This is a genomic window from Nocardia rhizosphaerae (genome assembly GCF_042650365.1).
Taxonomy (GTDB): Bacteria; Actinomycetota; Actinomycetes; order Mycobacteriales; family Mycobacteriaceae; genus Nocardia; species Nocardia rhizosphaerae.
Window position 1 is genome coordinate 223,062 of record NZ_JBHSBA010000014.1, and the last position, 11,413, is coordinate 234,474.

The 11,413-nt window shown below is 69.3% G+C and carries 14 protein-coding genes; 11 read left to right on the forward strand and 3 right to left on the reverse strand.

Translation table 11 applies throughout. From position 1 onward, the window contains the following. Positions 1-131: 131 nt before the first annotated feature. Positions 132-824 carry an AzlC family ABC transporter permease gene (locus tag ACFOW8_RS21290; RefSeq protein ID WP_378552872.1) on the reverse strand — a complete coding sequence of 231 codons (693 nt, stop codon included), beginning with the start codon at positions 822-824 and terminating at the stop codon, positions 132-134. Between the two features lie 68 nt (positions 825-892). Here ACFOW8_RS21290 and ACFOW8_RS21295 point away from each other — a divergent pair, with 68 nt between their 5' ends. Continuing rightward, entirely contained in the window at positions 893-1,462 is a 570-nt protein-coding gene (locus ACFOW8_RS21295; RefSeq protein ID WP_378552873.1) for a helix-turn-helix domain-containing protein, read from the forward strand. 1 nt (position 1,463) lies between these two features. On the opposite strand, the gene ACFOW8_RS21300 is transcribed toward ACFOW8_RS21295, so the two are convergent. Further along, positions 1,464-2,153, reverse strand: a complete 690-nt coding sequence (locus tag ACFOW8_RS21300; RefSeq protein ID WP_378552875.1) for an HNH endonuclease — start codon at positions 2,151-2,153, stop codon at positions 1,464-1,466. 153 nt (positions 2,154-2,306) lie between these two features. Between ACFOW8_RS21300 and ACFOW8_RS21305 the strand changes: the two genes are divergently transcribed. From ACFOW8_RS21305 to ACFOW8_RS21350, 10 genes are all read left to right on the forward strand, one after another. Further along, positions 2,307-2,720, forward strand: a complete 414-nt coding sequence (locus ACFOW8_RS21305; protein ID WP_378552878.1) for a globin — start codon at positions 2,307-2,309, stop codon at positions 2,718-2,720. Positions 2,721-2,937: 217 nt separating this feature from the next. Next, positions 2,938-4,539, forward strand: a complete 1,602-nt coding sequence (locus ACFOW8_RS21310) for a glycoside hydrolase family 13 protein (RefSeq protein ID WP_378552881.1) — start codon at positions 2,938-2,940, stop codon at positions 4,537-4,539. Positions 4,540-4,611: 72 nt separating this feature from the next. Further along, entirely contained in the window at positions 4,612-4,887 is a 276-nt protein-coding gene (gene ctaJ / locus ACFOW8_RS21315; protein ID WP_378552884.1) for an aa3-type cytochrome oxidase subunit CtaJ, read from the forward strand. After that, positions 4,874-5,338, forward strand: a complete 465-nt coding sequence (locus ACFOW8_RS21320; RefSeq protein ID WP_378552885.1) for a DUF5130 domain-containing protein — start codon at positions 4,874-4,876, stop codon at positions 5,336-5,338. Before ctaJ ends, ACFOW8_RS21320 begins: the two co-directional genes overlap by 14 nt. 199 nt (positions 5,339-5,537) lie before the next feature. After that, on the forward strand, positions 5,538-6,083 hold the full coding sequence (locus tag ACFOW8_RS21325; RefSeq protein ID WP_378552886.1) for a carboxymuconolactone decarboxylase family protein: 546 nt from the start codon (positions 5,538-5,540) through the stop codon (positions 6,081-6,083). Between the two features lie 118 nt (positions 6,084-6,201). Beyond that, the gene (locus tag ACFOW8_RS21330) at positions 6,202-6,825 is read left to right on the forward strand and encodes a pyridoxamine 5'-phosphate oxidase family protein (protein WP_378552889.1); all 624 of its coding nucleotides are present in this window, start codon (positions 6,202-6,204) and stop codon (positions 6,823-6,825) included. A gap of 80 nt (positions 6,826-6,905) precedes the next feature. Continuing rightward, complete coding sequence (locus ACFOW8_RS21335; protein ID WP_378552891.1) at positions 6,906-8,051, forward strand: MFS transporter; 1,146 nt, start codon at positions 6,906-6,908, stop codon at positions 8,049-8,051. A 39-nt stretch (positions 8,052-8,090) separates the two neighbouring features. Beyond that, positions 8,091-8,957, forward strand: coding sequence for an alpha/beta fold hydrolase (locus ACFOW8_RS21340; RefSeq protein WP_378552894.1), 867 nt, complete (start codon positions 8,091-8,093; stop codon positions 8,955-8,957). Positions 8,958-9,035: 78 nt separating this feature from the next. Further along, on the forward strand, positions 9,036-10,247 hold the full coding sequence (locus tag ACFOW8_RS21345; RefSeq protein ID WP_378552895.1) for a lipase family protein: 1,212 nt from the start codon (positions 9,036-9,038) through the stop codon (positions 10,245-10,247). A 62-nt stretch (positions 10,248-10,309) separates the two neighbouring features. Next, positions 10,310-10,693: a helix-turn-helix domain-containing protein gene (locus tag ACFOW8_RS21350; RefSeq protein WP_378552896.1), complete on the forward strand. Its 384-nt coding sequence runs from the start codon at positions 10,310-10,312 to the stop codon at positions 10,691-10,693. Between the two features lie 70 nt (positions 10,694-10,763). Here the strand turns inward: ACFOW8_RS21350 and ACFOW8_RS21355 are convergent, their stop codons facing one another. Continuing rightward, on the reverse strand, positions 10,764-11,366 hold the full coding sequence (locus ACFOW8_RS21355; RefSeq protein ID WP_378552897.1) for a TetR/AcrR family transcriptional regulator: 603 nt from the start codon (positions 11,364-11,366) through the stop codon (positions 10,764-10,766). Positions 11,367-11,413: the final 47 nt, after the last annotated feature.

Consider the following 11,413-nt stretch of genomic DNA (forward strand, 5'->3'; position numbering starts at 1 on the left):
GGTGCCACGTCCCGATCCCGTGGCTGACGCGAGATCGAGAGACACGACATCGCTCGACGGGGGTGGTGCAGGCAGCGGCGGTGTCGAGGCGAACGGGGCCGCGCGGGCCATCACGCCGTCGGCCGCCATTCTCAGCATGCCGCCACCTCGGCGGTGCTCGTCGGCGGGCGGAGCGCGAACACCAGTCCGAACAGGGCGATCAGCACCGGCAGCCCGGCGGGGACGAACGGAGCGACCGCGACAGCGAGCGCGGCGCCGACGAGGACCGCCCGCAGCGTGGTCCGATCGCGGAGCGCGGGCAGGATCAGTGCCAGCAGGATCACCGGGAACACCGCGTCCAGGCCGAAGGCCGCGGTGTCGGGGACCAGCGATCCCAGGGCGGCGCCGAGCGCGGCGCCGACCGGCCAGCACAGGGCAACGCCGATACCGCAGGCCCAGTAGGCGGCGCGCTTGCGGTCCCGGTCGCCGGGCGCGGTGGCGAAGGCGACCGATTCGTCGTTCAGGACATGGATACCGAGCATTCGCCGCCAGCCCTGCCCGAACACCTCGGGCGCCGACAACCCGTAGGGCAGGTGTCTGGCGTTGAGCAGCAGTCCGGCGACCACCGCGGCCAGCGGGCTGCCACCGGCCGCGACGATGCCGAAGAACAGCAGTTCCGAGCCGCCGGCGAGCACGGTCACCGCCATCACGATCGGCATCCACGCCGGGAATCCGGCCGCGATCGTCGAGGCGCCGTAGGACACGCCGAAGAGGCCGACGGCGAAGCAGGCCGCGGCCACCGCGGCCAGGGTGCCGCGATCGAGTGTTCGTTGAATCGAACGCATGTTTTTCATGGTGAACGCCCGCTGTGGGTAAAGTCAACTCGAAATCGCCAGCTCCCCAGGAGGCGTTGATGGACCGGCAGGACCCGGTCGCCGGACCACCCCAAGCGGTGATCGCGGCGTCGCTACGGCGCGAGCGTGCCCGCGCAGGCTTGTCGCTGACCGAGGTCGCGAATCGGGCCGGGATCGCGAAATCGACACTGTCCCAACTGGAATCGGGCACCGGGAATCCCAGCCTGGAGACCCTGTGGGCGCTGTGCGTCGCGCTGGAGATGCCGTTCTCCCGGCTGCTCGATCCACCGCGGCCCAATGTGCAGGTGATCCGCGCCGACGAGGGCGCGCCGGTGCCTGCGGCCGACGCGGCCTACCGCGTGACGTTGCTCGCAGCGGGTCAATCACACACCCGCTGCGACGTCTACCGGGTCGTCGCCGAGCCCGGCCACACCCGGCGCTCCGATCCACACCAGGTCGGCGTGGTCGAACACGTGGTGCTGTCGGCCGGGCGCGCGCTGGTCGGGCCCGCGGACGACCCCATCGAGGTCGGTCCCGGTGACTACGTCCGCTACCTGGGAGATCTCCCGCACATCTTCGAGGCGCTCGAACCGGGTACCTGGGCGTCGATGGTCATCGAGAGCCCCTGACTCAGGCGGCTCCCTCGCCCAGATACTGCAACCAGACGGGATCCAGCTCGGCGGTGGTCGACAGCAACCGCCAATGCGGCCCTTTCGGGGACACCAGCGGGTGGCGCAGGGTCCAGCCGAGCTCGGTGAGCATCTTGTCGGCCTTGCGGTGATTGCACGGTGCGCAGCTGGCGACGCAGTTCTCCCACGAGTGCTCGCCGCCACGACTGCGCGGGATCACGTGGTCGATGGTCTCGGCTTTGCCGCCGCAGTATCCGCAGCGGTAGCGGTCTCGGTGCATCAGGGCGGCGCGGGTCATCGGAACCCTGGCGCGGTAGGGCACGCGGACGTAGGTGCGCAGCCGGATCACGGAGGGAATGGCCACGGCGGCTCCCGCCGAATGCAGGACCGGGGCCTCGGGATTGTCGTGGACCGCGTCGGCCTTGGCACAGATCAGCAGGACGACGGCGCGGCGCGCGGACAGCGCGGTGAGCGGTTCGTAGGTGGCGTTGAGGAGGAGGACCCGGCGTTTGCGCCAAGCGGCGGCGTCGCGGTCTCCGGCGAGGTGCAGCGGTGGTGCGGGGTGATGCGGCTGATGGTCGGACACGATGTGCAGCGGAATGGCCCCCGACCCACGATTGTGGACGTCGGCGGGCTGGAGTTGTCGGTGCGCGCGCGCCTCGTGTGACCGGGCGCCGGGTCGCTGCTTCATCTTGACCTCAATTTCATGATTGGCAGGATCATGTGGTATCTGGGGCCGATACCGTCCCCAGTTGACCATGGTTCGCCCCGTATTGCACGGCTATTTTTCAAACTATCGGGTGAACTGTGGCTGAAGGGCGACCAGGCCGGTGGTCGAGGCACAATGGAGCCTGTGACTTCAGGTGAGCAGACAGCAACCTCGTTCTATGAGGCAGTGGGCGGCGCCGAGACCTTCCGTCGCCTCGTCTCGGTGTTCTATCGCGAGGTCGCCGCCGACGAGATCCTGCGTCCGCTGTATCCGGAGGAGGATCTCGGCCCGGCCGAGCGCCGGATGCGGATGTTCCTCGAACAGTACTGGGGTGGTCCGCGCACCTACTCCGACGAGCGTGGGCACCCGCGCCTGCGGATGCGGCACCACCCGTTCGCCATCGGGCCGCTCGAGCGGGACGCGTGGTTGCGGTGCATGACGATCGCGGTGGGTGAGATCGAACCGTCGATCCTGGACGACGAACACCGCAAGGCCCTACTCGACTACTTCCGGATGGCCGCGGCTTCCCTGCAGAACACGCCCGGCTGACAACGACGGTGCGTCGGATTCCGGCAAAACACGCCCGGCTGACAGGCTAGGTGCCCAACGTTCGCTGATCACCGGCCGCTCGCCGCGCCGATCTCCGGCGATATCGGGGTTACCCGAAGGTTTCCGGCAGGAGTCGTGAACGCTGACAATTTGCCGTATCGGCAGAAAGTCTCGTGCCGTAGGAATATCACGAGCGATCTTTGGCAATATTGCGGATGTGACACAGACACCTGCCTCGCCGGTGCCGGGGGAAGACAGCACCGCTCCGTGGTGGACCACCGCCGTGTTCTATCAGGTCTATCCGCGCTCGTTCGCCGACTCCGACGGTGACGGCGTCGGCGACCTCGGTGGCGTGCGCGAGAAGCTGGGCTACCTCGAGCTGCTCGGCGTCGATGCGCTGTGGATCTGCCCGGTGATGCGCTCACCGCAGGCCGACGGTGGGTACGACGTGTCGGATCCGCGCGATATCGACCCGCTTTTCGGTGGGTTGGCCGCGCTCGACGAGCTGATCGCCGATGCGCACGATCGCGAGATCAAGGTGACGATGGACCTGGTGCCCAACCACACCAGCGTCGAACACCCGTGGTTCACCGCGGCGCTCGAGGCCGCGCCGGGCAGTCCGGAGCGGGAGCGATACCTCTTCCGCGACGGTCGCGGCCCGGACGGCGCCGAGCCGCCGAACAACTGGCCGAGCATCTTCGGCGGCCCCGCCTGGACCAGGGTCATCGAGGCCGACGGCACACCCGGCCAGTGGTACCTGCACATCTTCGCGCCGGAACAGCCCGACCTGAACTGGGAGAACCCCGAGGTCGCCGCCGATTTCGAGAAGACACTGCGGTTCTGGCTCGACCGCGGCGTCGACGGTTTCCGTATCGATGTCGCGCACGGCATGGCCAAGCCGGACGGCCTGCCCGATATGGCCAGGGTCGAGACCAAGATGCTGGTGCACGACGACGACGATCCCCGCTTCAACAATCCCGGCGTGCACGCCATTCACCGCCGGATCCGCGCGGTGATGGACGACTACCCGCACGCGGTGTCGATCGGGGAGGTGTGGGTCGACGACAACACCCGCTTCGGCGAGTACGTCCGCCCCGACGAACTACATCTCGCTTTCAATTTCCGGCTGGCCGAGACCCCGTTCACCGCCGAGGCGGTGAAGGGCGCGATCACGCATTCGCTCGACGCGGTGCGCGGGGTCGGCGCGCCACCCACCTGGACGCTGTCCAACCATGACATCGAGCGGGAGGTCACCCGGTACGGCGGCGGTCGCGAGGGGTTGGCGCGGGCGCGGGCGATGATGATGGTGGAGCTGGCGCTGCCCGGCGCGGTGTTCGTCTACAACGGCGCCGAACTCGGCCTGCCCAATGTCGACGACCTGCCCGACGACGCATTGCGCGATCCGGTGTGGGAACGCTCCGGCCACACCGAGCGCGGCCGTGACGGCTGCCGGGTGCCGATCCCGTGGGAGGGTGCGCTGCCGCCGTTCGGTTTCACCGAGGGCGAGCCGTGGCTGCCGATTCCCGCCGAGTGGGCCGATCGCACCGTGGAAGCCCAGCTGGAAACGCTGCGTTCGACGCTGTCGCTGTACCGGCTGGCGATCGAATTGCGCGGGACGAGAACGGAATTCGCCGGTGCGCGCATCGAGTGGTACGGCAGCCCCGATGGGTGTCTGGCGTTCCGGCGGCCGGGCGGGCTGGTGTGTGTGCTCAATGCCTCCGATGGACCGATCCAGCTGCCGCCGGGGGAGGTGCTGCTGGCCAGCGCGCCGGTCTCCGACGACCGGCTGCCCGCGAACGCGGCGGCCTGGCTGGTGTGACGAGGCCGGACACGCCGGTCACTGGTGTGGCCGGAGGATGACCTACTACACAGCATCGTCTACCGTTGGACCGTGAGCATTCTCGAGACAGTGCTGATCTTCGTCGGCATCCCGGCCGCGATCTACTTCGCGATCGCGGGTTTGTCCTATCTCGGTAAGCCATTTCCCGGTGACAAGCCGGCCCACTTCGCGCTCGGGCAGAAGTGGACCCACCCGCCGGTGCTGTGGAGCGCTACCGACGAGGTGACCTCAGCGGGTCACCACACCGCCGAGTCGCATGGCAGCCATGCGGCTCTCGAAGCCGCAGACGCGGAGCTGATCGGAGGCCGGGCAAGTGGCAAGTTCTAAGTGGCCCGCGGTGGTCGAGGCCGACCTGGCGCACGGATTCGCGCTGACCAGCAGCGGCCGCGTGTCCGGTGTGCACGAGCCGGGCACCGTGTTCGACGAGGTGCCCTTCACCGATCGTGAGCGGGTGTCGCTCGACAACGCGCTCACCGACGCGACCCGCGCGACGAAGGTTCGCTTCAACATCTACCTGGGCGATCTCGGTGCCGACCCGGCGGCCGGTGCCGACGCGCTGCTGCCGAACACCCCGGAGGCGGCCGGCTCGGTGCTCATCGCGGTGTCGCCGAACCAGGGTGCGATCGAGGTCCGCTCCGGCGCCGACGTGGCCGAGCGTGCCAACGACCGCATCTGCCAGCTCGGCGTCACGGCCGCGCTGGCCTCGTTCCGTCAGGGCAACCTGATCGACGGCCTGATCTCGGCCGTGCGCGTGATGGCCGCGGCTATCGGTCGCTAGTCTCCCTCGTCGCCGTCCGGCGCGTTCACCCACTGTGGTGAACGCGCCGTTCGTGTTTTCGGACCGGGTTGAGCCGGGTGGCGGCCGCGGGGCTGTCGGACGAATCCGAGAAGTTTCCTGAAGCGGGAATCAACCGGCAGCATCTAACCGTTCATCCTTATGTAAGTGGTTAGAGCAACCGAACGTGAAAGGACACAACATGTCTCGTCTACCCCTGATCCAGCCCGATACCGCCACCGGTAAGGCCGCCGACCTGCTTGCCGGTGTGCAGCAGGCGCTGGGGGTCACGCCGAACATGACCAAGGCGATGGTCAACAGCCCGGCCGTGCTCGAGGCCTACCTCGGCTTCTCCTCGGCGCTCGCGGGCGGCGCGCTGTCCGCGCCGGCCAGGGAACGTATCGCGTTGCTGGTGGCCGAGGAGAACGGGTGCGACTACTGCCTGTCGGCGCACAGCTACATCGGTGCCACTATCGCCGAGCTCGATGACGCCGAGATCGCCGAGGCGCGGCACGGGCGCTCGGCCGATCCGATGGCCGCCGCGGTGCTCGCGTTCGCCACCGCCGTGGTGCGCGCCAAGGGCGGAGTCGACGAGGCCGAGGTCAAGGCCGCGCAGGCCGCCGGCCTGACCGACGGTGAGATCGCCGAGGTGATCGCGAACGTGGCGCTCAACGTGTTCACCAACTACCTGAACAAGGCCGTCGACACCGATATCGACTGGCCGGTGGTGCGCCACCACGCGCATTGATGACTCCTCGCCCGGCCGGGCCGGTCCTGGCCGGGCGGGTTCCACACCCGACGAGCGGGAAAGCTCCCATGATCGAATACGCAGTTCCCGGCCACCCCCGGCGCACCGGGGCGCTGTCATGACCGGGCATTACGCACAGGTCGCGTTCACCCCGCTGGTGCGCGAGCATCAGCGCGCACACGGCAGCCTGCGCAGCTACCAGCGGATGGCGAGCGTGCCCGAGGTCGCCGACCGGATCGGGCCCGACGAGGCCTGGTTCATCGGCGAGCGCGACAGCTTCTACCTGGCCACCGTCGGGGAGACCGGCTGGCCCTACATCCAGCACCGCGGCGGCCCGCCGGGGTTCTTGAAGGTGCTCGACGAGCGCACGCTCGGCTTCGCCGACTTCCGCGGCAACAAGCAGTACATCAGCCGCGGCAACCTCGACCACGATGCGCGCGTCTCGCTGTTCCTGATGGACTACAGCACCCAGTCCAGGATGAAGATCTTCGGCCGGGCCCGCGTGGTGGAGGCGGCCGACGATCCGGCACTGCTCGGCTCGCTGGTGGTCGAGGGGTATGCGGCGCGGGTCGAGCGGGCGGTGCTGATCGAGGTCGAGGCGTTCGACTGGAACTGCCGCCAGCACATCCCGACGCTGTACCCGCGCGCCGCGGTCGCCGAGGCGATGCAGGTCCTGCGTGACCGGATCGCGGAGCTCGAAGCCCAGAACGCCCGGTTGCGCGCCGACTCCGGGCGCGACTGAACCGCACTCGATCCGGCGGTAGCACCTGCATGCCCGGTTCTAACCATTGAAATCTATATAAACAGTTAGGAGGTAACGTCATGCGGGCTCCGCATCTCGCCTCGGCCGGCCTCGCGGCCATGACGGTGTCGTTCGGGCTGAACTTCACCATGGGGGTGTTCTTCGCCCCGACCGCCGCCGCGTACGGGGTGTCGGCGACCGCACTGGCCGTGGCCGCCGGCCTGAGCACCGCGGTGACCGGGCTCGCCCAGGGCGGCGTCGGCCGGCTGCTCGACCGATACGGTCCCAAGCTCGTCCTGACCGGTGGGCTGACGCTCATTTCCGGCAGCTACCTGGTGCTTTCCGCGGTCACCGAGACCTGGCAGTTCGTCGCGGCCTACATGCTGCTCGGCGGGTTCGGCTTCGCGGCATCGTCCACCCTCACCGTAACCACCCTGCTCGCGCGGGCTCATGGCGCGCAGGCGGGACCGGCGATGGCGCGGGCGGCGATCGGCATCAACCTGGGCCAGTTGATCACGCCATGGGCCGCGACCGCGCTGTTCGATCCGGTCAGCGTGCGCGGCACCTTCGCCCTGCTCGGCGCCGTCGGCCTCGTGGCTACCGCGCTGCTGTGGACACTGCTGCCCGCGGATCGGCCGGCGTCCACCGCCGCGACGGCCGGCGAATCGCTCGCGGATCGGTGGAAGGTGCTGGTGTCGTTCGGGTTACACGCGGCGACGCTGTACGTGGTGGTCCTGATGCTGCCGAAACACGCGGTGGACCTGGGCTGGTCGGTGGCCGGGGCGGGCAGGCTCGTCGCGCTCGCCGCCCTCGCGGCCGGGCTGACTTCGGCGGCGATGGTCCGGCTGCTGCCACGGCACTCGCCGGAATCGCTGCTGCGCGTGCTGTATTCGGTGCGTCTGGCCGCGCTGCTGCCCGCGGTGTTCGTGCCGGGCCCGCAGGTGCTCGTCGTCGTCGCGGTGCTGTTCGGCATCGCCTCGTTCCCGGTCATCCCGCTGACCATGGCGATTCTGTCGCGTGGTCTCGATCCGGCCCGGATGGGCCGCTCGCTGGCACCCGCCTGGGTGATCCACCAGCTCGCCGCCGCGACCGGACTCGGCGTCGCCACGATCGTGCACGCCGTCACCGACAGCTACCGCGGCTACTTCGCCCTCGGCGCGGCGTTCACCGTCGCCGCCGTTCTCCTGATCACCCCGGTGCGCAGCCGCATCGCGGTGACCGTCTGACCATCCGCACGAAACAACCATCGAGAAAGCGAGAGTCCCATGACCGACGTCCGCCACCGCACAATCGACATCCAGGGACAGTCGATCTTCTACCGGGAAGCCGGCGATCCCGCCGCGCCGACAGTGGTGCTGCTGCACGGCTTCCCGACCAGTTCGGCGATGTTTCGCAACCTGATCCCCGAGCTCGCCGCGGACTACCACGTGCTCGCCCCCGACCACCTGGGCTTCGGCCAGTCGGCGATGCCGCCGGTCGACGAATTCGACTACAGCTTCGAGAAACTCACCGAGATCACCCTGGACCTGCTCGATGTCCTCGGGATCGACCGGTTCGCGCTCTACATCCAGGATTACGGCGCTCCGATCGGCCTGCGCATCGCCGCCCGGAACCCCGAGCGGGTCAGTGCGCTCATCACCCAGAGCGGCAACGCCTACCTCGAAGGGTTCACCCCGTTCTGGGAGGTGCTGTTCGCGCACGCGAACGACCGCGCCACTCACGAGCCCGAGGTGCGCAAGCTGCTCGAGCCCGACGCGACGAAGTGGCAGTACACCCATGGTGTTCCGGCCGACCGGCTGGCGCTGATCAGCCCGGACACGTGGACCCTGGACCAGGCCTACCTGGAGCGGCCGGGCAACAAGGAGATCCAGCTGCAGCTGTTCGCCGACTACAAGCTCAACCTCGACGGCTACCCCGGCTTCCAGAAGTATTTCGCCGAGCACCGCCCGCCGACGCTGATCGCCTGGGGCGAGCACGACGAGATCTTCGGCCCCGACGGCGCCCGCGCCTACCTGCGCGACCTGCCCGACGCCGAACTGCACCTGCTCGATGCCGGGCACTTCGCGCTGGAAACCCACGGACCCGAGATCGCCGGGCTGATCCGGGATTTCCTCGGCCGGGTGTTGCGCTGACCGGTCGATCCGGCCCGGGGCCGCCGGGCCGGATCGAGTACCCTGATGCGCGGTCTATCGGCGTCGACGGGGGGGAACATGCGGACCGGAATCCTGCGGGCGGTCGCGGCCGCCGTGGTAGCGTGCTCGGCCCTGGTGACCACATCCTGCGCCGGGGACACCGCTGACGCGGCAGGCGTCGCGCTCGGCACGCCGCAGTCCGACTTCTACGCACCCCCCGCCGAAGCCGTTCCGGGACGGCACGGGTCGGTGATCAGGACCCGTGCGCTGACCGGCGTGCCGACGGTGCGCGGCGCGAGCAACCACCTCGTCCTGTACCGCTCGGTCGACGCGCGCAACACCCCGGTGGCGGTCTCCGGCACGCTCGCGGTGCCTGCGGGCGCACCGCCCGAGGGTGGCTGGCCGCTGGTCGTCTGGGGCCCTGGCACCAGCGGGGTCGCCGACGACTGCGCGCCCTCACGGACCGGTGGGTCCTCGCCGAGCGCCGACGACCAGGCGCGGTGGGTGGCGGCGGGCTACGCCGTCGCCAAGACCGACTATCAGGGGCTCGGCACCCCGGGTCCGCACGGCTACCTGATCGGCGACACCGAACAGCGCGCCATGGCCGATCTGGCCACGGCCGCACGGGAAGTCGACGCCTCCGTGGGGACCCGCTGGGTGGCGATGGGACACTCCCAGGGTGGGCACGCGGCCCTGTTCGCCGCGGGAGCGGCCGCGGCGTGGACGCCGGAATCGCCGCTGCTCGGCGCCGTCGCGCTGGCGCCGGTCTCGCATATCGGCGAACAGGTGCGGATGGCGAAATGGACGGTCGGCAACCCCCTCGGCAAGCTCGGTGCGGGCGACATCGGGAGTTTCGTGCCCCTGCTGGTCCGCGGGGCGCAGACGGTCACCGAGCTCGATCCGGGCCGGTTCCTCACCGGGCGCGCGGTGGAACTGCTGCCGAGCGCCGACACCGAATGTGCCGCCGCGCTCCGAGATTCGAGCAGGTGGGGTGGACTGTCGCCGCGGGAGGTGTTCACCTCCGACGGTGATCTGTCCGAACTGCTGCGGGTGCTCGACGACAACGATCCCAGCGGTGTGCGGTTCACCGTGCCCGTACTGGTGCTCCAGGGCCGCGACGATCTGACGGTACCGCTGACGTCGACCGACGCGATGGTCGCCGAACAGCAACTGCGCGGTCAGACGGTCGACTACCGCAAGTTCGACGACACCGACCACAGCGCGATCATCGGCGCCTCCTTCACCGACGCGCTCGGCTGGGTGGACACCCGCTTCGGCATCACCCGCTGAGCCGATTACGCCGACAGCAGAAGAACCGGGTACTTCGCCGCCGCTGTCCCTACGCTCGCGGTATGGGCGAGCACAACGGGTTGCGGGTGATTCCGGGCGGACGACGCGAGCAGCGGGCGCGGCCCGAGCCACTCTGGCGCGAGGCACTCGGTGACCGGCTGCGCGCCCTACGCCTGGAGCAGCGCTCCACCCTGGTCGACACCGCGGGCCGGGCCGGTATCTCCCCGCAGTACCTGTCCGAGGTGGAACGCGGGCGTAAGGAACCCTCCAGCGAGATGATCGCAGCGCTGGCAGGCGCCCTCGGCACGTCGCTCGGCGAGCTGGTTGCCCAGGTGGCCGAGTCCATGCGGGGCCCGGCGCATGCCGTCCACATCGGCGGTGATCGCCGCGTCGCCGCACCCCGGCCGAACTCCGTCGCCCCGAACGCATTGCTCTCGGTGGCCTGAGCCGACGCGAGCTCGGTTTTCCGCTGCGGACAGCAGGCCGGACGCCGCCTCGTCGAGGCGGATCCGCCGATCAGTGGCGGACAGCGGGCTCCTCGACCAGGCTGCGCACGAGATCGACGAGGGCGCTCACGGGCATCTCCGGGTCGATCGCGCGTTGGACACCGAGGCCGATGCCGAGCGAAAGCAGCCGCAGTGCGGCCTCGTCGGCGGAGATCGGCAGCTCGATGCCGAGTTGCTCGGCCTGCACCTGGATCAGCGAGCCCAGCATCGCGGTGAGTGATCTTCTGCGCGTGGCCAATTCGGCGCGCACCTCCGGCAGGTGCCGGGTGCTGGTCGCGAACTCGACCTCGAGCGCTGTCCAGCCGACATCGCCGATGTTCGCATCCGCCCAGCGGGCGAATCCCTCGATCCGCGCCGCCATCGTGTCCTGGTGCAGCAGGGCTTCGCCGAGGGATTCGGCCCGCTCCACATGCACGACATCGATGACGGCCAGGCCCAGCTCGTGCTTGGTGGCGAAATTCGAGTAGACCGCTCCTTTGGAGAACCCGGCCTCCGCGGCCACCTTCTCCAGCGAGGTCACGTTGTAGCCGTCGGCCAGGAACAGGCGCTTGGCTGTCTCGACCAGACGTTCGCGAGTCTGAGCATGCGACTGCTTGCGCGTCATCCTGGCCATGCGCCGGAGTTTAGCAAAACGGGGTACCGCTGGAATTCGAATACCGT